11 protein-coding genes are annotated in these 20,440 nt (G+C 62.4%); 3 read left to right on the top strand and 8 right to left on the bottom strand.

Annotated features, from left to right (window positions below):
• Window positions 1–75: 75 nt before the first annotated feature.
• The 5 genes from GUY40_RS06135 to GUY40_RS06155 all read right to left on the bottom strand — a co-directional run bounded on the left by GUY40_RS06135 (window position 76) and on the right by GUY40_RS06155 (window position 11,145).
• Complete coding sequence (locus tag GUY40_RS06135) at window positions 76–885, bottom strand: siderophore-interacting protein (protein ID WP_166568057.1); 810 nt, start codon at window positions 883–885, stop codon at window positions 76–78.
• Window positions 882–1,457, bottom strand: coding sequence for a PadR family transcriptional regulator (locus GUY40_RS06140; protein ID WP_166568058.1), 576 nt, complete (start codon window positions 1,455–1,457; stop codon window positions 882–884). Before GUY40_RS06140 ends, GUY40_RS06135 begins: the two co-directional genes overlap by 4 nt.
• 134 nt (window positions 1,458–1,591) lie before the next feature.
• Window positions 1,592–4,717 (bottom strand): transglycosylase domain-containing protein, encoded by a 3,126-nt coding sequence (locus GUY40_RS06145; RefSeq protein ID WP_166568059.1) that lies wholly within the window; start codon window positions 4,715–4,717, stop codon window positions 1,592–1,594.
• 447 nt (window positions 4,718–5,164) lie between these two features.
• Window positions 5,165–6,283, bottom strand: coding sequence for an OpgC family protein (locus GUY40_RS06150; protein ID WP_166568060.1), 1,119 nt, complete (start codon window positions 6,281–6,283; stop codon window positions 5,165–5,167).
• Between the two features lie 611 nt (window positions 6,284–6,894).
• Entirely contained in the window at window positions 6,895–11,145 is a 4,251-nt protein-coding gene (locus GUY40_RS06155; protein ID WP_166568061.1) for a DEAD/DEAH box helicase, read from the bottom strand.
• A 110-nt stretch (window positions 11,146–11,255) separates the two neighbouring features.
• On the opposite strand from GUY40_RS06155, the gene GUY40_RS06160 reads away from it, so the two are divergent.
• Entirely contained in the window at window positions 11,256–11,669 is a 414-nt protein-coding gene (locus tag GUY40_RS06160; protein ID WP_166568062.1) for an NUDIX domain-containing protein, read from the top strand.
• Window positions 11,670–11,693: 24 nt separating this feature from the next.
• Window positions 11,694–12,332 carry a LysE family translocator gene (locus GUY40_RS06165; protein ID WP_166568063.1) on the top strand — a complete coding sequence of 213 codons (639 nt, stop codon included), beginning with the start codon at window positions 11,694–11,696 and terminating at the stop codon, window positions 12,330–12,332.
• A 13-nt stretch (window positions 12,333–12,345) separates the two neighbouring features.
• Here GUY40_RS06165 and metR read toward each other — a convergent pair whose 3' ends face one another.
• Window positions 12,346–13,263, bottom strand: a complete 918-nt coding sequence (gene metR / locus GUY40_RS06170; protein ID WP_166568064.1) for a transcriptional regulator MetR — start codon at window positions 13,261–13,263, stop codon at window positions 12,346–12,348.
• A gap of 108 nt (window positions 13,264–13,371) precedes the next feature.
• On the opposite strand from metR, the gene metE reads away from it, so the two are divergent.
• The gene (metE, locus tag GUY40_RS06175) at window positions 13,372–15,681 is read left to right on the top strand and encodes a 5-methyltetrahydropteroyltriglutamate--homocysteine S-methyltransferase (protein ID WP_166568065.1); all 2,310 of its coding nucleotides are present in this window, start codon (window positions 13,372–13,374) and stop codon (window positions 15,679–15,681) included.
• A gap of 29 nt (window positions 15,682–15,710) precedes the next feature.
• Here the strand turns inward: metE and GUY40_RS06180 are convergent, their stop codons facing one another.
• Together GUY40_RS06180 and GUY40_RS06185 are read right to left on the bottom strand one after the other, a co-directional pair.
• Window positions 15,711–16,100 (bottom strand): hypothetical protein, encoded by a 390-nt coding sequence (locus tag GUY40_RS06180; RefSeq protein ID WP_166568066.1) that lies wholly within the window; start codon window positions 16,098–16,100, stop codon window positions 15,711–15,713.
• A gap of 26 nt (window positions 16,101–16,126) precedes the next feature.
• Window positions 16,127–20,236, bottom strand: a complete 4,110-nt coding sequence (locus tag GUY40_RS06185) for a dermonecrotic toxin domain-containing protein (protein ID WP_166568067.1) — start codon at window positions 20,234–20,236, stop codon at window positions 16,127–16,129.
• Window positions 20,237–20,440: the final 204 nt, after the last annotated feature.

The raw sequence follows: 20,440 nt of genomic DNA on the forward strand, positions 1-20,440 counted from the left end.
ATAGATCTCGCCTTAACTGACTGGCATTGGGGCTTGCCCGCGATAAGGACGCCGCGGTTTTACAGGTATTGCGCGTCATCGTTCATCGCGGGCGAGCCCGGCTCCTACAGCCTCGTCATTCTCATCCAGACGCCAGTAACCGGCCGCCTTCACCTGGCTTTCCTGCAGGCCCATGCCATCCAGCAGCACGCGGCGAAGCTTGCGCGACAGCGCGGCTTCCGTCGCGATCCAGGCATACAGTTCACCTTCCAGGCGCGACAGGCTGCTGACCACATCCAGCAACGATTTTTCATGACGCGGTACCCAGATCACCTGGACGTGGGCCGCGCTCTGCAGGGGCTGTTGTTCCTGGGCATCTTCGATCTCGATCACCACCTGCACCTGACGCCCCGCGGGCAGTTCTTCCAGGCGGCGGGCGATGGCCGGGATGGCGGTTTCATCGCCGATCAGCAGGTAGCTATCGAATACATCCGGCACGATCATCGAACTGCGCGGGCCGGCCACCCACAGGTCCTGGCCGGGCGCGGCCTGTTCGGCCCAGGTCGAGGCAGGGCCATCGCCATGCAGGACAAAATCGATATCCAGCTCACCGGCTTCACGGTCAATGCGCCGCGGGGTGTAGTCGCGCATGGCCGGTTTTGCACCTTCCGGGGCGGGGCCACCCAGGCGCATGCCTTCAAGGGCTGCCTGTTCTTGCGCGTTGGTGGCGAACAGCAGCTTGATGTGGTCGTCGCTGCCCTGGCTCAGAAAGCCTTCAAGTTCCGGGCCGCCGACCGTGATGCGGCGCATCCGTGGGGTCAGGTCGACCACCTGCAGCACTTGCAGCCGGCGACGTTTGATTTCATGCATGACGCGGTGGATTGCATCGGTAGCACTGGCAGTCATTCAGCGTTCTCCTGGGTAGGGATAGTGTGTACGGGCCCTGCCGCGATGGCTTTAGCCGTCTCGTTGAGCAAGTCGCGAACCCGCAGGATTTCCTCCGGGCTCCAGCGACCGTGGTGCATTTGCAGGGCGTGGCGCAGGTTGTGAACCGCTTCATGGATCTCCGGCGGGCGGTCGTAGCCGCGCAGGGCGCGCTTGCTCACTTCCATGCGCATGCGCACACCGTCCAGGGCCACCGCTTGTTCACTCAACGACTGTTGCCCCGCTGCGGTAATGCTGAAGCGCTTCTTGCCGCCATCGGCGTCGCTGGTAATCAGTTCGCTTTCTTCCAGAAAGGTCAGGGTCGGGTAGATCACGCCCGGGCTTGGGCTGTAGGCGCCGTCGAACATGCCTTCGATCTGGCGGATCAGGTCATAGCCGTGGCAAGGCTGCTCGGCAATCAATGCCAGTAGCAGCAATTTGATGTCTCCGGGAGCGAACACCCGGGGTCCGCGACCGCGTTCACGGCCGCTTGGCCGGCGTTCGAACAGATCGTGGCCTTCAGGGTGGTCACGATGGAGGTGATGGTCTTTCATGCGTGCGCTCCATGTGTCGAGATATTACTTAAGATGTAACTTAAGATATATCTTTATGGAGTGCAAGCGAGAATTATTCTTGATTGACGAGCGGTGCGGATGAAAGAGGCCGCCGGTGTGCAGGCGGCCAACGATCAGCGGAGGTTTGAGACGATGGCCGTCTGGCCCGCTTCAGCTTTGGGCGGGACTTTGCACAGCGTGTTGGTGCCGGGTGCCAGGTACGGCGTCAAGAACGGCGCCATGCCCTTGAGCACCTGCACCGGCAAGGCCGAGGTGAACTTGAAGGTTTCGGCCGCCCGGCCCGGTACGAAGGCGGTCAGGGTGCCGAAGTGGTGGTCACCGATGTAGAACACGAAGGTGGCGGTGCGGTTGAGCGAGCGCGAACCGATCATCCGCCCCCCGGCACCAAAGCTCTCGATCCGGTTATCACCCGTACCGGTCTTGCCGCCCATCACCAGCGGCGTGCCGTCGGCCAGCTTGAACGTCCCTTGCACGCGCCGCGCGGTACCGGCATCGACCACTTGCGAGAGGGCCCCACGCAGGGCCGCGGCGACTTCCGACGACAACACCCGCCGACCTTTGTCCGGGTCACTGACCACCTGGGTTTCATAGGGGGTGTTGGCGGCAAAGTGGAGGGTATCGATGCGCAGGGTCGGCATGCGAATTCCGTCGTTCTGGATGATCCCGACCAATTCGGCGAGCGCCGCGGGGCGGTCGCCCGAGCTGCCAATGGCGGTGGCCAGCGACGGCACCAGGTGATCGAACGGGTAGCCTACTCGCTGCCAACGACGGTGAATGTCGAGGAAGGCTTCGATTTCAACCATGGTCCGTACCCGACTGTCGCGGGCGCCCTTGTGCTTGCTCTTGAACAGCCAGCCATAGACTTCCTGGCGCTCGAAACGGCTGGCCTTGACCGCGTCCTTGAACTGCGCGTCCGGGTTTTCCAGCAGGTAGCCGAGCAGCCACAGGTCCAGCGGATGGGAGCGGGCGATATATCCCTGGTCAGGCAGGTCGAACTTGCCCGGGCCGTAGGCGTAATACATATCGTCCAGCTTCTTGTCGGTGACGGTGTCTTTTTTCAGGTGTGCCCGCACGAAGCTGTTGAAGGTCGTTTGATCGGCATTCGGGAACAGGTAGCGGTGCACGGCTGCCAGGCGGATCGGCGTCACGTGCAGGCTATCGAGGAAGGTGTCCAGGCGTTGTTGTGAGGTTTTGCGCTGGTACTTTTTCCAGAACCTGAGCAGGTAATCGGTGCCTTCCTTGTCAGCAAAATTGGCCAGGTATTCCTGGCGGCGCATGTCGCTGTCATCCCTGAGCAATGCCCCGCTGTTTTTCGGCGCCTGGTAGACGCTGTAGCGCACCAGGTCGCGCATCAGGCGGATAAAGGGCAGGTTGATCGATTCGCGCAGGGCTTCCTTGAGGGTCGGGTTGCGACCGTTGTCCTCGCGACGAAAGTTGGCGAATACGTGCATGCCGCCACCGGTGAAAAACGCCTCGCCGGGGCTGGCCGAGTACTTGCGCTCAAGCGCCGCATCGAGCATGGCCGGCAGGTTGCGGTCCTTGTTCTGGATCAGATAGTCGACAGCCCAGCGTGTCAGCCGGTCCAGGTCTTCGACCGGCACCTTCTTGAGCTCGGCCGCAGGCATGCTGGCGTACTTGTCGTGCATCTCGGCGATGATTTCAAGGTAGGTCGTCAACACCCGCAGTTTGGCCGTGGAGCCCAATTCCAGCTTGCTGCCTTCGTTGATATCGAAAGGCTGGTCGGTGCTGTCGGTTTGTACCCGCACCCGCGAACCGTCAGGGGTGCGCTCAAACAGGGTGAAGCTGTAGCGCACTTGAGTGGTGGTGGTCGGCGTCAGTAGGCGCTCTCCCATCAGGCCGATTTTAGTGGCGAAGGCCGGGTCGGCCAGTTCGCGCAAATATTGGCTGGCCTGGCGCTGCAGGTCAGATTGCAGGGTGGTGGTGGCCGACAGGTCGAGACGGTCAAGGTCATACAGAGGACGGTTGAGCATCGACGAGAGCCGACTGCGCGCCACGCTGATGCCCTTGTTGGTGACGATGGGCTGGATGGTCGGTTGCTGCACCCAGTCGCGGTAGGTGACCTGGCTCTTCAACGCAGCCTCCGTCAGCGGCTTGTCGATGATGTTGTTGGCGCCCAGCAGGCGAATATGGCTGTCGGTCAGCAGGGCCAGTTCATCGTGCCCCTTGGAAAGGAAGTGCGAAGGGCGGCGCTGGGCGATCATCAATGACAGTACCTGGCGCAAGGCCAGGCCGCGGGCGGCGAGGCTGGCCGGGTCTTGGGCGGTGGACGACAGCGCCTGGTTGACCTGGGCGAAATCGGCGCCATACCAGACCCGCAAGCCTTCAGCCATGCCGTGAACTTCACCGTGGCCGGGCACCGCCGACAGCGGCACGCTGTTGAGGTAGTCGCGAACGATTTTTTGCCGTGCCACCAGCGTTTCCGGCCCTCCCTGATAGGCGCGCACGCTGGCAGAAATCATCTGCCGGATTTTTTCACCGCCCGAAACGGTCAGGCCGTTGGGTGAGTGTCGGTATTTCTCCAGTTGCGTGGCCAGGGTACTGCCACCCGCCGATTGGCCGGGCAGGGCGAGCATCCTGGCCAGCTGGGTATATGCGGCCATGGCAAAGCGAGGCCAATCCACCGCCGGGTTGGCCAGCGGCTCATCGGTATCGAGCAGTTCACGGTTTTCGATGAACAGCAAACTGTGCACCATCAGCGGTGGGATCGCGGCGAAGCTGCTGTAGAGCATTTGCGGATAACGGTATTGGTACAAGGTGTCGCCGGTGCAGTCGGTGATCGACAGGCCGGCCTGGCTTTTTTCCGCGTACGGCACGAAAAATCCGTGTTCGCTGTAGTTCATCAGGGCAGGGGAGAAGCGCGTCTGTTCCTTGATCACGTAATCGCGCTTCATCAGCCGGGGCAGGAATTCACTCAGGGCGCTGTAGCCCAGGCGCTTGTCGAATGGGCCGGAGCCTGGATAAAGCATGGCGTCGGTCGGGCCGGCATGCATGGAATAGCTGAGCGTGGCCGCATAGCGGCTGAACTCGCGGGCTTGCAATTTGGAGGTGCGGACTTCTTCTGAAATCGCATAGGCCAGAGCAATGATCGCCAGCAACAGCAGTAACCAGAACAGACGCCACCACAGGCGGCGTTTGCGAGGTGTTGAGGGCGGCGCGTGATCCAGATTTTCAGAAGGAACCTCGTTCCTTGTTGGTTCGGATTGCGGCAATGCGCCCATAGTTTTTTTAGCCCGATCACGAATAATGCACACACTTGCCTGAAGCTTAGACGCTGGCCGGCGATGGTGAAAATTTTGTCGCGGTTAGATCGGAAGTTTCCTAAAAAAATGTGGCTCATCGCTCATTTGTACAAGTGGCTTTAGCCGCGAAGGTTAGGCGCCCCCGCCCAAGCGGCGTCTACCCCGGCAAGTTTTTTGTCGCTTGTACTGGCCTCATCGCTAGCAAGCTCTGCTCCCACGCCCATCTCCAGTCCTGCCGAAATTGCGCGTGGTGCTTTTGATCTAGATGTAGGAGCAAGGCTTGCCTGCGATGAACGATGACGCGCAATACCTGTAAAACCGCGGCGTCCTTATCGCGAGCAAGCTCGGCTCCTACATCAAAAAAATTGCAGTCAACCACAGAATCTCTCACATCCCCTCACGAAAGCCGATTCAGCACCATTGCTGTCAAACCACCGGCACCTGCGCCGGCCGGCTCAGGCGCTTGTTCAGATCCAGCCACAGCGCCAGCACGACCATCAGCGCAACCCCCGCCAGGGCCGTGAAGACCTGCATCGGCCAACGATCACCGCCGAGCGCATTGGCCATGTCGGCCAGCGGTGCCAGCAGCACACCAAAGCAGAATACCTCCAGCGAATAGCGCCCCATCCGGCAACTTTGCCGCGCCAGCCAGTGTTCGACCCACGGTCCACTGGGCAACAGTTTGGCCGTGCAATAGGCCAGCGCCAGAAAATGCAGGAGCCGTGCCGGCGACAGGTTGGTCTTGTTGATCGGGTACAGCCATTCGGCCAACAGCCGTGGCATGAAAGCGTCATGCACGTGCGGCCATTTCCACGACAACGCGATCAGACCTGTCATCAGCAGGTAAAGCGCGCACGCCACAAACAACGGTTGCCGCAACACCGGCCGCGGGCTGCTGGCCGGTTGCCCCTGAGTCGCCGCCGCACCGCCCAGGATAAACAGCAACTGCCAGGCCAGAGGATTGAAGAACCACACGCCGCCTTCCTGCGCGGCCAGGTTCCACTGAAACAGCGGCGCCAGGACATACAACAGCACCGACAGGCCCACCACGTATTCGGCCCGGCGCAGCATCAGTGGCAACACCATCGGCAGCCCGAGCAGCAACAGGATATACAGTGGCAACGGGTCCATCAGGTTGGGTTTGAAGCGCAGCAGCAGCTCATCCACCAGCGCTTGCTGCGGGTTGCTGAGGAAGTAGTAGAGGCCCATCTCCTGAATCATGTCGCGGGTTTCGACATGGTTGTTGGCAACGAAGACGATGCCCATCAGCAGCACCAACAGGAAAATGTGCACCACATACAGCACCCAGGCGCGGCGCAGGATGCGTACGCAGGCCACCAGGTAGCCGTCGCGCTGAGCGATCCTGCCGTAGGCCAGGACGGCCGCATAACCGGCCAGAAACACAAAGATCTCCGCCGCATCGCTGAAGCCGAAGTTGCGCACGGTCAGGTTGGCCAAGGGGTTTTGCGGTATGTGATCCCAGAAAATGAAGATCAATGCCAAACCCCGAAAGAAATCGATCCGATGGTCTCGACCGTTAATCATGGCGCGGACTCTTGCCGGTGAAGTATTCAAGGGGAACGCCTGCGGTTCCGTGAGGCTGACCGATGCCGATCAGCGGCGCGGAGGGTGGCGTTTTTAGATGGAGATTGCAAAGGATGGGTATTTCCGAATGTCTCAAACCTACCCGCTAAAACCTTTTTCTTCCCTGCGCCACCGCGATCTCCCGCCCTATAAGCAAAGCTGACAACCCCAATCTCATAGGCCATGGCACGTTGCAACAAATGTGGGAGCGGATTTATCCGCGATGCGCCGCGCGGGCGGCGCTCGATCTCAAGAACAATGAAAAAACCAAGGCAGGCACCTCCCACGGCGCATGCGATCTGCTGGCTGGCCACCCTCGCCTTGCCCATCAGAATGAAGAGGGTTGCCTGAGGGCCGTATCAAGGCTTCCAAGTGCTTGCCTTGGCTTTTCCGGCGCCGCCGAAATCGAGCGCCGCCCGCGCGGCGCATCGCGGATAAATCCGCTCCCACATTTGTTGCAACGTGCCATGGCCTGTGAGATTGGGGTTGCCAGTCTTGTTTGTTCGGCTTTAGATCTGTGTGGTTTCGGTGTGGCTATCCCGCAATCGCGCGATGAACCTAAAATGTGGGCTTCACACATGGCGAACGAGCGCATCGCGCAAACTCGCCGCCTCGACTGCTTCAAGCTCCAGCCAATAGGCGGCGGCACCCGCGACCTGCGCCGCCGCCGGCACGCCATCGCGATACACCAGCCGATTGCCGCCTATCGCCGGGACTTTGCTGCCGGGCAGCAGCGTGCCGACCAGGTTGAGCGGGTCGCTGGCGCTGATGGCGATCAGGCTGCCGTCCAGCGGTCGCCTGCGTACATTACGCAGCAGCGCAATGGCCTCGGGCAGGGCGAATTGCTCGCCGGCCAGGCCGCTGACAAAGCGCCCGCCACGAATTTCGCCGCGGGCTTCAAGGCGGTGGAAAGTGCGCAGCAACTCGCGCCATCTCGGCAGCCAGTCCGCTTCGCGCTCCAGCAGGCGCCAGAACACCACGCCATATCGGCGCAACAGGGTGCGGGCGATGTGCTCGAGGGTTTCGCTGCGGTCGCTCTCGACGCTGCGGCGCAGCAAGGCCCAGCGTCCGGCGTCGTCCATGCCACCGATAAAGGCGCCACGCCCGCGCCGGCTGCTGCGAGCCTGGCGCTTGCTGGCAGGGGTGATCAGGGCGCGCAGCCCGGCAAAGCTGTCGGCGTTCACCAACCCTGCGGCCACCAGTTCCTGCAGGGCGTTTTCAAGCTCGGTGCGCAGTAAATGCGCTTCGCCCGTCAGCTCATCGAAAAACATCGCGCCGTGTTCACTCAAGGCGCTCAGAACGTTGCGTGCGCGTTGGGACAGTTCGCTGCTGTCGGGGGTTGCGCTCAGGCCGCGCCACAGCTGCAGGCGGGGGCGCGGCAGCAGGACGATCGGTGTGCTGCGCAAAGTGGCGGCCGCGCTTTTACCGGTGCCTCCAAGGCGCGCCCAGACGGTCTTGCCACTGCGGCAGACGTCGTCCAGCCAGGTCACGGCGTAGTCTTCAAGGCGGCTGGGCAGCAGGTCGCTTTCCCAACCACTGGCCGGCGCGGGATAACCTTCAAACTGGGCCAGCAGCTCGGGCAGCGCGGCCTGGCCTTGCAAGCGGGTGTCGGCCGACAGGTGCTGCCAGTCGAACAGAAAACGCATGAAATCCTGTAGCGAGACCGGTTCGATTTCTCGTCGCAGACGCCTGACCGTGTAGCGATGTATACGTGCCAACAGGTGTCGCTCACACCACTGGGTAGCCGGCTGCGCCGGGTTGAACTGTCCACGCAAGACATAACCTTCGGCCTCCAGTCGCAGCAGGGCTTGCTCGATCGCGGTGGCTGGCAGGCGCAAGGGTTGTGCAATTTGCGACAGGGTCAGCGGCCCGAAACCACTGAGACGCGCGCGCAATATTTCAACCAGGGCGGTTTCTGATTCGACGGGCGCGTCAAATCCCGGCAAGGCCTGCAATGGCGGTTGCGCAGGCTGATTCGGGTAAAGCGCTTGCGCCCAGTTCAAGCGCTCCACTGCCAGCCACAGGCCTTGCAGGCGAGTGGCGCGGCCTGAGTTGGCCAATTGATCAAGCCATGTCTGCCAGTGCAGGTTGGCCGCCACCTCGGTCTCGCTGATCAGCGCCAGTGACACCAGCGCCTCCTGCATTTCATCCACGCTGGAAGGCGCCGGCCACGCTTCCATGGCAACGGCCTCGATGGCGTCGCGGTCCAGCGCACCCAACTCATCACCCGACTGCGGCTCGTTCCAGCGCCGGTTAATGACCGCCTGGGTGCGACGCTCTTCCAGCGGCGCATCGTCGAGGAAGGCATAGGGGCGAGCGTTGAGGATCGCCGCCGCCAGTGGCGAAGGGGCCGGCAGATCACGACTGATCAGTCGGACTTCGCCGTTCTCCATGCGTCGCAGCAATCGCAGCCAGCCCTCGGTATCCAGCGCATCGTGCAGGCAATCGTCCAGTGTCTGTTCCACCAGTGGATGGTCTGGAATCTCACGCTCGCCAGCGAGGTTTTCAAGGCAGGCGATCTGGTCGGGGAAGATGCTGGCGATCAGGTCTTCGCTTTTCATCCGCTGGATCTGCGGCGCCACTTTGCGCCCGCCGCTATAGCGGGGCAGGGCCAGGGATATCCCGGCATTCCAGCGCCAGCGCACGCCGAACAGCGGTGCTTCGATCACGGCTTGAATGAGGATCTGCTCGGCCGTGGCCGAGTGCAGATAACGCCAGACGTCATCGAGTTCAAAGCTGTGGGTGATCGACAGCGACAGCACGATGGCGTCTTCGCTGGCCGCGGCCTGCAACTCGAAGTTGAAGGTGCGGCAAAAACGCTTGCGCAGGGCCAGGCCCCAGGCGCGGTTCAGGCGGCTGCCGAAGGGCGAGTGGATGATCAGTTGGGTGCCACCGGACTCGTCGAAAAACCGCTCCATGATCAGCGTGTCCTGGGACGGCAGGGCGCCGAGTACCTGGCGGGTTCGGGCCAGGTAGTCGATCAGTTGCGCCGCGCTGTCGGCATTGAGCCCCAACTGCTCGCACAGCGCGTCGATGACCGGTTGCGGCAGGTCGCCACTCAACGCCAATAGCGCGTCGATGTGCGCCTGCAGACGGGCCACCGCAACCGACAATTCGTCACTGCGCCCCGGTGCCTCACCCAACCAGAACGGGATATTCGGCGGCTGGCCCTGGGCATCTTCGACCCGCACCCGGCCGGTCTCGACTCGAATGATGCGGTAGGCGGTATTGCCCAGCAGGAACACATCACCGGCAATGCTCTCGACCGCGAAGTCTTCATTGACGCTGCCGATGTTCAAGCCTTGCGGCTCGAGGATCACGCTGTAATCGGCGTTGTCGGGGATCGTGCCACCACTGGTGACCGCCGCCAGCTGGCTGCCACGGCGGCCACGCAGGGTGTGGCTGACGTGGTCGCGATGCAGGTAGGCACTGCGTACACCCTGACGGCTGTTATAGCCTTCGCTGAGCATGTTCAGCAGGTCTTGATAATGGCGCAGGTCCAGCTCGGCATAAGGCATGGCCCTGCGGATCAGCTCGAACAGCGCCTGCTCCGGCCACGCCTGGCAGCTGACTTCGGCGATGATCTGCTGGGCCAGGACATCCAGCGGCGCGCTGGGCATATGCAAAATATCCAGCTCACCGCGGCGCACGCAGTCGAGCAGGGCGGCGCATTCGATCAAGTCATCCCGCGAGGTGGCAAACAACCGCCCCTTGGGTGTGCCGCCGACCTGATGGCCGCTGCGACCGACGCGCTGCAGGAAAGCGGCAATCGAGCGCGGCGAGCCGATCTGGCACACCAGTTCGACTTCGCCGATATCGATACCCAGTTCCAGCGAGGCGGTGCTCACCAGCACTTGCAGCTCACCGCGCTTGAGCCGTTGCTCGGCCTTGAGCCGTTGCTCGCGGGCCAGGCTGCCGTGGTGAGCGGCGACCGCGTCGCGGCCCAGGCGCTCGCTCAAGTGCCGGGCGAGGCGTTCAGCCAACCGCCGGGTGTTGACGAACACCAGCGTGGTGCGATGCTCGCGCGCCAAAGCGGCCAGGCGGTTGTAGACCAACTCCCAGACGTCGTTGGCCATCACCGCCCCCAGCGGCACCGGCGGCACTTCAATGCCCAGGTCGCGCGGCCGTGCATGGCCGATATCGACAATCGCGCATGCTCGCTGATGCCCCACCAACAGCCTGGCCACCGCTTCGACCGGGCGCTGGGTGGCCGACAGCCCGATGCGCCGCAACGGCTGGCTGCACAAGCCCTGCAGGCGCTCAAGGCTCAGCGCCAGATGGCTGCCGCGCTTGCTGGCGGCGATGGCATGGATTTCGTCGATGATGACCGTATGGGCACTGCCGAGCATGCCGCGACCGGAGCTGGAACCGAGTAGCACGTAGAGGGATTCAGGGGTGGTGACGAGAATGTGCGGGGCATATTTGCGCATCGCCACCCGTTCTTTCTGCGGTGTGTCGCCGGTGCGCACGGCGGTGCGAATCTTCACCGGCGCCAGGCCCATGCGCTCAAGCTCGGCGGTGATGCCGGCCAGCGGGTGCTGCAGGTTGATCTGGATATCATTGGACAGCGCCTTGAGCGGCGACACATACACCACCAGCGTCTGCTTCGGCAGCTCGCCACCCGCGGCCACGCCCAGGCGGACCAGCTCATCGAGCACTGCAAGAAAGGCCGTCAGCGTCTTGCCGGAGCCCGTGGGTGCGGCCACCAGCGTCGATTGCCCGGATTGAATCAACGGCCACGCCTGGGCCTGGGCGGGAGTGACCGCGGGGAAATGCCGGTTGAACCAGGCCTGCACGGCCGGGTGGAAGGTGTCTGGCGCCATGACCCCGCTCTCGAACGATTGCCACTGTCATGGCCAAGCCTAACCGCTAATTGTCAGCCCGGCCCATGCATGTGATCCTTTGCCGCCTTTTTCAGCCGTGACCGACCCCCATGACCAAGATCATCCACATCGCCGCCGCGCTATTGCTTAACACTCAAGGCCAGACCCTACTGGTGCGCAAGCGCGACACCCAGGCCTTCATGCAGCCTGGCGGCAAGATCGAAGCACATGAACAACCGGTCATGGCCCTGGCCCGCGAACTGGAAGAAGAACTGGGGTTGGTGATCGATACTGCGAGTGCCGAGTACCTGGGGCAGTTTTCTGCACCGGCCGCCAACGAGCCGGGGTTTGAGGTGGTCGCCGAACTGTTCCTGCTGATGATCACTGACACGGTAAAGCCTGCTGCCGAGATCGAAGAAGCCGTCTGGATCGATCCGGTCGTCGATAGCGAGCGGGTGTTGGCACCATTGACACGGGATCTGATCCTGCCGTTCTATCGCTTGTCTCTGGCCGCCACGGCCTGACGCTGACTTTAGCAAGGACTGCTCATGATTCCCGCCCAAGACCTGTTGCTGTTCGCCGCCGCCGCACTGTTGATGGTGCTGACCCCGGGACCGAACATGATTTACCTGATTTCCCGCTCTATCTGCCAGGGCCCGAAGGCCGGGGTGGTGTCGCTGCTCGGCGTGGTGGGCGGTTTCTGCGTCCATCTGTTTGCCGCGGCGGCAGGGCTGACGGCAGTGTTTCTGGCTGTGCCGATGGCCTATGAAGTGTTGAAGTGGGCCGGTGCCCTGTACCTGCTGTGGCTGGCCTGGCAGGCAGTCAAGCCGGGCGCGCGCTCACCGTTCCAGCCCGAGCAATTGCCGGCGGATTCGTCATCGAAGCTCATCGTGATGGGCTTTCTCACCAGCGCGCTGAACCCCAAGATAGCGGTGTTTTACCTGTCGGTGTTTCCCCAGTTCATCACCCCGGAGCATGGCTCGATATTTGTCCAGAGCGTGACCCTGGGGCTGGTGCAGATTGGCGTGAGCTTTTCGGTCAACCTGTTGATCGCGCTGTTTGCCGGCGGGCTGGCGACCTGGTTTGTGCACAACCCGCTGTGGTTGGCGGTGCAGCGGTATTTCATGGGTTTTGTGTTGGCGGGGTTGGCGGTGCGGTTGATGCTGGAGCAGCGGCGGGCCGCCTGAGAGCCCCTCTCCCTCACCGCACCGCACTGACCCCATCCAGTGTCGAAAACGACGTGTCCTTGGCCGTCAGCAGAAAATCGCGCATATACGGCGCATCGAGCATATCGGTGCGCACCGCCGCGTACAGCGTCGCAAACAAGCCTTTCTCTCCCAGCCGGCGGGCTTTCACATAGCCGCGCGAGCTGTATTCATGCAACGCCCAATGGGGCATCCCGCACACGCCACGACCACTGGCGACCAGCTGCATCATCATCACTGTCAGCTCCGAGGTGCGCACTTGCGCAGGCTCCACGTCGGCCGGCTCCAGGAAGCGGGTGAAGATGTCCAGGCGGTCGCGTTCCACCGGGTAGGTGATCAGGGTTTCGCTGGCCAGGTCCTGCGGCACGATGTAGGGCTTGGTGGCCAAGGGATGCTGGTTGGCCACGGCCAGCATCGCTTCATAGGTAAACAGCGGCACATAGGTGATGCCCGCCAGGTCCAGCGGGTCGGACGTCACCACCAGGTCGAGGTCGCCCCGGGCCAGGGCGGGCAAGGGCGCGAAGGCGAAGCCCGAGGCCAGGTCCAGTTCCACTTCCGGCCAGGCATCGCGAAACTGGTCGATGGTCGGCATCAGCCATTGAAAGCAGCTGTGGCATTCAATCGCCATGTGCAGCCTGCCCGCCGTGCCACCGGCCAGGCGGCCCAAGTCGCGTTCGGCGCTGCGCAGCAGAGGCAGGGTGGCATCGGCCAATTGCAGCAGGCGCAGGCCGGCGCTGGTAAAGCGCACCGGCTTGGTCTTGCGGGCGAACAACTGCATGCCCAGGCGCTCTTCCAGCTCCTTGAACTGATGGGACAGCGCCGATTGAGTCAGGTGCAGGCGCTCGGCGGCTTCGACCAGGCTGTCGGCGTCGCGCAAGGCGTGCAGGGTTTTCAAGTGACGAATTTCAAGCACGGAAGGCACCATGAGTAAACTTTGAGATCAACACGAATTTATTGAGTTTGTCTCATGTTGGTCTGTCTGTCGACAATAGCGCCATTATTTACATGGAGATCGCTTGTCATGGCATTGGCCCACACCCTTGGTTTTCCGCGCATCGGCGCTGACCGCGAACTGAAAAAAGCCCAGGAAGCCTATTGGAAGGGCGACATCGATCAGGTTGCGCTCCAGGTGGTCGGCCGTGATCTGCGTGCCCGCCATTGGCAAGTGCAAAAAGACGCCGGTATCGAGTTGCTGCCGGTCGGCGACTTCGCCTGGTACGACCAGGTGCTGAGCCATTCGCTGGCCTTTGGCGCAATCCCCGAGCGCTTTGCCGCTGCCCGTGGTGCTGACGGCCTGCCGACCCTCGATACCCTGTTCGCCATGGCCCGTGGCGCCAGCAGCTGCTGTGGCGGTGCCCACGGCCAGGCTCAGTATGCGCAGGAGCTGACCAAGTGGTTCGACACTAACTACCACTATCTGGTCCCGGAATTCAGCGCCGACCAGCGCTTCCTGCTCAGCTGGGAGCAATTGTTTGAAGAAGTCGCCGAAGCCCAGGCCCTGGGCCACAAGGTCAAGCCGGTGCTGATCGGCCCGCTGACTTACTTGTGGCTGGGCAAGGCCAAGGGCGAAGGCTTCGACAAGCTCGACCTGCTCGAACGCCTGCTGCCGGTGTACGGCGAAATCCTCAGCCGCCTGGCGCGTCAGGGTGTGGAGTGGGTACAGATAGACGAACCGATCCTGACCCTGGACCTGCCACAGGAATGGAAAAACGCTTTCGAGCGCGCTTACCACATCCTGCAGTACTCGCCGCTCAAGAAGCTGGTCGCCACCTACTTCGGCGGCCTGGAAGACAACCTTGGCCTGGCGGTCGGCTTGCCGGTCGATGGCCTGCACATCGACCTGATACGCGCCCCGGACCAACTCCCCGCCGTGCTGGACCGCTTGCCGACCTACAAAGTGCTGTCGCTGGGTGTGGTAAACGGTCGTAACGTCTGGCGCTGTGATCTGGAGCGTGCGCTGGAGCAACTGCAACAGGCTCGCCAGCGATTCGGCGCCAACCTGTGGGTGGCCGGTTCCTGTTCGCTGTTGCACAGCCCCGTCGACCTGAACCGCGAAAGCCAGCTCGATGAAGAACTGAAAAGCTGGCTGGCCTTTGCCGTGCAGAAGTGTGGCGAAATCGCCATGCTTGCCCAGGCCGTGGACAACCCGCAGGCTCCCCGCGTGGTCAATGCCCTGAGCGTCAGCCGCCAGGTTCAGCTCGGCCGCGAGCAGTCCTCGCGCATTCACAAGCCCGAAGTCCAGGCTCGACTCAAGGCCGTTACAGCGGCAGACAGCCAGCGCCAATCAGCCTTTGCCCAGCGGATCGAGCTGCAGCGTGCGCGCCTGCAACTGCCGGCTTTCCCGACCACCACCATCGGCTCGTTCCCGCAGACCTCAGCCATTCGCCTGGCCCGCCAGGCCTACAAGCAAGGCAAGCTGTCAGCCAACGATTACACCGACGCGATGCACAGCGAAATCCGCCATGCGGTGCAGGTGCAAGAGCATCTGGGGCTGGATGTGCTGGTCCACGGCGAAGCCGAACGCAACGACATGGTCGAATACTTTGCCGAGCAACTGGACGGCTACCTGTTTACGCGCTTTGGCTGGGTCCAGAGCTACGGTTCGCGCTGCGTGAAACCGGCCATCATCTACGGTGACCTGAGCCGTCCGCAGGCCATGACGGTCAGCTGGATCGAGTACGCCCAGACCCAGACCGACAAGGTGATGAAGGGCATGCTGACGGGCCCTGTGACCATGCTGATGTGGTCGTTCCCGCGCGAAGATGTGCCGCGTGAAGTGCAGGCCCGGCAACTGGCCCTGGCGATTCGCGATGAAGTGGTCGACCTGGAAAAGGCCGGCATCAAGATCATCCAGATCGACGAAGCCGCGTTCCGCGAAGGCCTGCCGCTGCGCCAGGCGCACTGGAAGTCGTACCTGGACTGGGCGGTGGAGGCGTTCCGGCTGTGCGCCAGTGGTGTGCGCGACGAAACCCAGATCCACACCCACATGTGCTACAGCGAGTTCAACGATGTCATCGAAGCCATCGCCGCCATGGATGCCGACGTGATCACGATCGAAACCTCGCGCTCGGACATGGAACTGCTGGAAGCCTTCGAAGCGTTCAACTACCCGAATGACATCGGCCCAGGGGTTTACGACATCCACTCGCCACGGGTGCCGGACACCGTCGAGATGGTCAAGTTGATCCACAAGGCGGCCAAGCGCATTCCGGCCGAACGGTTGTGGGTCAACCCCGATTGTGGCCTGAAAACCCGCGCCTGGGCCGAGACTGAAGCGGCACTGGTGAACATGGTCGCCGCCGCGCGCCAACTGCGCAGCCAACTGGCGTGAGGGCAGCCCTCGCGCCGGTGGCTTGAGGGTTAGCTGAATAACGCTTCGAAGTGCTTGCGTGCCAGTTCAAGGCCCAGATCGCCACGCCAGATCGGCGCGGCATTCGGGCCCTGGGCTTGCTGCCAGCGCAGCCCCAGGTGGCGCTGGTCGGCACGTTTCACATGGGCTTTGACGAAATCGGCAAAGCCCGGTGTGGCGTGCTTGTAATGGAAGTGCACATACCAGAGCGGCGCGTTCGAGGTGCGGTTGAAGGCTTCAAACTCCTGAAGATAGCCGCCGCTCTCAAGCTTCTGCAGCGCACCCAGGCGCTTGAGTCCCAGTACGCGCTGATCCAGCAGATAGTCCAGATAGCCGGCCGTGGGTGTGTCGCTGGCCAGGCATTGATCAATGCGTGCTTGCCGCCCCTCGTTGACCAGCAATCTGGCGGCTTGCTCCAGCTGATCGATCAGTCCGGCCGGGCGACCCTGGCCTGCGGCTTCGCTGATCCTGCTGGCTCGGCCCGCAGTTCCCTGGCCTCACCCAGCAGGATGTCCTCAAGGTCGGCCGGCAGCATTTTCTGCTGGCTGTACTGCGCCACACGGGCCCGGAACCTGGGCAGTTGCTCCAGTCGCCGGGTGGCTTCAGTGGTCAGTTGGGCCAGGTCTGCGTCGGATTCGAACCTCGGTGGTGCGCTTGCGGTTTCCTTTCGGTATTGATTGTTGGCCGTTTTGCGGTACAGCTCGGTGTGCCCGTCGACGCCCTCGATCACCATGACATCGGGGCGATTGGGAGCGGGCTCACCAATCAGCACTTGGCTTTCTTCGGTTTCGAATACGCGTTTGGTCGATCGATGGGTCCCAGGCACTTGGGCGGGCGGGGGGCTGCTCAGTTGAGTCCGGGCGCGTTCCTGCATGCGCTCCATTGCGGTGATGAGCCGTTCGAGCGTGTCAGCGTCAAACAGCTCGGGATAGCCGGCCGACCATCCCCGCAGGTGGGTCGTGAACCTGGCATACGCCTCGATGCACTGCTGCAGCAGTTTTTGCCGGTGTGCCTTGGCCGGGCTGACCTCCAGCAGGCCATGTTGTGACTTGAGCAGCCGATCGACGTTTTCGCGTGCCGGTTTGAAGCTCTGGCGCAAGTAGCTCCAGGAAGTTTCACCGACATGGGTGTCGTTGAACACCAGCTCCATCAGCTGACTGGTTTTCAAGTAGTCGGCGCGCTCGGGGGTGAACAGCTGCGTCACCTGCTCATAGCCCTCGCGGATTCGCAGCCGCAGCTCTGGCTTGCGGATGTGCGGGTACCAGTTTTCCAGTTGCCGAACGATGCTCTCAACCGATTCGAGCCCGTTCAAAGACGCTATCCGCTCGACTCTCACCTGCTTGATGATTGCCTGGCTCTGTTGATGAAGCTGCGCAAAACTCAGCTCGCCGGCCCGATACCGGGCATTGGCCGCCTCGCTGGATTGCCATTGCACTGCAATCTCATCGATACGCTCAACCACCCGCGCGCGCGCGAATTGCGAGCGGGTGATCAGGCGGTCGCAGATCACCATGGCAACCCGGCTTTGCTGGTCTTCGACGGCGACCTTGTTGCGCCTGGACAACTGCTGCAGATAGCTGCCGAGCGTGTCGAACAGCGCGCTGGCCATTTTAAGGTCCTGTTTGCAGGCAGTGTCCGCGGTGAGGGTGGCGGCCCTGGACGGGCTGTCGTTGTAAGCCTGAAGTTTCAAATTGCTGTTGTCGACATGCTCGACAAAGGTGATCCAGTCGGCCTCGGCCTTGCTCTTGATCTGTTGGTGGCGGCGATAGACCGGGTCCGTCCACCAGCGCGGCAGATGCTGGCGCATGGCGTCGGGAAAATAAGGGTCGGCCTGGTCCAGCAGGCGCCCGATCATGCCCCCACCGCCGTGCAATCCGCCGTCAACCAGGCTGCCGTAAAGCGTACCGTGGGTTTGCCATACGCCCGCGCTGTCGAGGGCAATGGGTTGCCGGTAAGAGCGGGTGCTTGTAGGCATCAGGCGCCAGGTGGCATAGCTGGCATCCCAGCTGACCGGATACACCGCCGTTGCGCGCTGGATGAATTCGCCGTCGGCATGGCGGTAGACACCCCGATGGCGCCCTTGGGTGCCGGGTTGCAAACCATACAAGGAAACATCGACGGCGTACCCCTTGAACGGGGCGTTGGCGCGCAGCACCGAGGCGCTGCTCAGGCGGTGCAAGTGCGCAGTGGCGGTGGTCAGCGGGCTTAGCCGGCTGGCTCGATGCAGCGCGGCAAGACGGCCGACGCCCGCGGGGACGGTTGGCAGCAGGTCGATCAGACCGCCGACCAGCGACAGCAGCACCGATTCGGTTTCATCGACGGCCTGCTTGACGTCTCCACGCAGCAGCGCGGAGACCGCGTTGTGGGTCGACACCGCCGCGTCGGCAAAGGCAATCACCGTGCCGATCACCGGCAGTACGCTGTAGACCATCTTCAGGTAATTGAACACGCGCCCGTGGGCCAGCGATGCGGCTTCCATCCACAGGTCGTTGTTGGAGCGTGACGTGTCACGGTGGGCAATCACCAGGCGCCCCCATTGCGCATCGACCAGCTGTTGCGCCAACGACGTGGTCACCGGCCAGGCGGCGCCAATGCCCACGAAGTCACGAAAGCCGCTGGCCAGGGCCCGGTTGATCCGGCTGGCATGCCCGCTGGGGGCGCCCGACACGGCACGTCCGGCCAGATAGGTGGCGAATGTGCTGTTCAGGCACAACGCGGCCAGGCCTTCGCGGGCGCTTTGCAGGTCCGGATATTGGCGCAACACGGTGTGATCAGGAGCGTCGGGCAGGAAAAGCAGGGCTTTGCCGCTGTCGCGGTCATGGATGAAGTTAACACCCAGCAGCGTAGGACCACGGCTGTCGTCGGCCTCATCGACCAGCTCCAGGTACGCGGGTCGCAGCTCAATGTCGCGACCATATTGTGTCCAGTCGGCCGCACTGGCAGCGGTGCTGGCGATGCTGAGCAGCTCTTCGCCATCTTTGTCCAGTTGGCCTTGCTTGAAGGCGATGAATCGATACAGATCGAGCATCTTCTCGAAGGGCAGCCTGAGCGTTTGCTGGCGTTGCTGTGTCGCTTCGCGGGTTTCGCCCTCGGCCTTTTTGTAGACGGCCAGAAGCCGATTTTCATAGTGCTGAGCCAAATCAAGCGAGCTCGCGGCGGCCTGCAGCCTTGGCTTGTCGATGGCCGCCAGCAGGCGTGCTGCATCAGGCGTATCCGTCGGGGTGACGGTGATCTGCAGGTAATCGAGCCGCTGCGCCATGTGTTCATCAATGTTCTGCATCAACAGCGCTTCCAGGCTCAGCTTTACACGCTGGCTGGACGGTCGGGGTACAAGGCGCGCGGGCGTACCGGGGCCGGCTGCAATGTCAATCAAGGTTTTTACCCAATCGACCTTTTCAGGCAGGTCGATCTGGATGGCGCAAGGCTCGATGAGGTCGAAGGTGTCGATCAGGTGCTGGCGCACCCGAGTGGCGGCAAAGTCGTCCCGCGCCGGCAGATCACGTTCAAGAATCACCTGCGCAGCCTGGGTCGCCAGGCGAAGGTCATCAATCCGGCTTTTCAGGTCCTCGCGTTCTGTCTCGTCCAGGGCTTCTATCCAGCCGGGTTGTTCAAGCCCCAGGATCACCATGCGGTTGTGCTCACGCACGCGGACCATCGCCAGCTCCCGCGCGGCCATGGCGGGTATCGCGACCGCCTCCCTGAGCGTCAGCGCCAATTGCTCAAGGGCCTCCTGACGCAAGGAGGGCTCGGCGTAGTCGGGATCGTTTTCAATCTGCATCGCCTGCGATTGGCCCTGCAGCAGTTGATAGAACAAGCCGGTGTGAAACAGGTTGCCTTGCTCGGGTTGGAGCCTGAGCGTGCGCTCATCTGCGGCTTCGAGTTGAATCTCCAGTCGATGCAGCAAGGCCGCCTGGGAGGCAAACGCCAACAGGGCGCCTGTGCGTCCTGGCCAGTACAGCAACAGTGGGCCATCGGTACTTGGCGACTGTGACAGCGCCCCAACGGGGGCGATGATCACCACGCCTTCCAGTTTCTGCCGATGGGTGCCTTGTTCGAGCCAAAGGCTCGCCAGGGTGTAGCGCTCTGGCAGGTCGCTGTTGTTTTTCAGCGCCTCAACGCACTCGCTGAGCATCTGCCAGGTCGCAGCGTCCAGCACGCCCAGTTGCCGCTGGAGTTCACCCTCCAGGCTTACGGCTTCAAGGCGGGCTTTCAACAATGTCTTGTAGGGCTGTGCGAAGGCATTGATGCCTTTTGCCAGCCGACGGCCGCGTAGCAGCTCGGCGGCGGTGTGATCGAAGATCGATTGTTGCCGTTCAAACTGATCAAGGGTTTGCTGCCAGCGCTGGTAGGTGGGGGCGTTTCGAGCATCAAAGTCTTCGCCCAGCATGGCCTGGATCAAATCAAGCTGTGCGTCGATTGCCTGAGCGTCCATGCCCCAGGCGCTGGGCGATGGTTCCTGTTTGCCCAGGTGTTCGGGCAGCTCGAAAGGTGTCAGGGCAACGCTCAGGGTTGGCGGCTGTTCGTTAGGGGGAGTCATCAATGGGCATTCTCTCTGTGGCGTGATAAAGGCCTCATTGAATGCGCAAGGCGTATCGGGTTGGGGCTACTTATGTAGTGAAACATTGCCCCTTGAAACGTCACACCGTTCGGCGGCCTTCATCAAACTGTCATGGTTTTGTGGCAGCGCGCTGCTACGAAGTTCATCAGAATCGCGTCTTGTTGGGGATTTGCGTTCTGGTGT

The sequence above is a fragment of the Pseudomonas sp. R5(2019) genome (assembly GCF_009905435.1).
GTDB lineage: Bacteria > Pseudomonadota > Gammaproteobacteria > Pseudomonadales > Pseudomonadaceae > Aquipseudomonas.

Excerpts from the sequence above, each read along its gene's own strand:
- GUY40_RS06135 (WP_166568057.1), bottom strand. The coding sequence starts at position 885 with ATGACTGCCAGTGCTACCGATGCAATCCACCGCGTCATGCATGAAATC.
- metE (WP_166568065.1), top strand. The coding sequence starts at position 13,372 with ATGGCATTGGCCCACACCCTTGGTTTTCCGCGCATCGGCGCTGACCGC.
- GUY40_RS06150 (WP_166568060.1), bottom strand. The coding sequence starts at position 6,283 with ATGATTAACGGTCGAGACCATCGGATCGATTTCTTTCGGGGTTTGGCA.
- GUY40_RS06165 (WP_166568063.1), top strand. The coding sequence starts at position 11,694 with ATGATTCCCGCCCAAGACCTGTTGCTGTTCGCCGCCGCCGCACTGTTG.
- GUY40_RS06140 (WP_166568058.1), bottom strand. The coding sequence starts at position 1,457 with ATGAAAGACCATCACCTCCATCGTGACCACCCTGAAGGCCACGATCTG.
- GUY40_RS06160 (WP_166568062.1), top strand. The coding sequence starts at position 11,256 with ATGACCAAGATCATCCACATCGCCGCCGCGCTATTGCTTAACACTCAA.
- GUY40_RS06185 (WP_166568067.1), bottom strand. The coding sequence starts at position 20,236 with ATGACTCCCCCTAACGAACAGCCGCCAACCCTGAGCGTTGCCCTGACA.
- GUY40_RS06145 (WP_166568059.1), bottom strand. The coding sequence starts at position 4,717 with ATGGGCGCATTGCCGCAATCCGAACCAACAAGGAACGAGGTTCCTTCT.
- GUY40_RS06155 (WP_166568061.1), bottom strand. The coding sequence starts at position 11,145 with ATGGCGCCAGACACCTTCCACCCGGCCGTGCAGGCCTGGTTCAACCGG.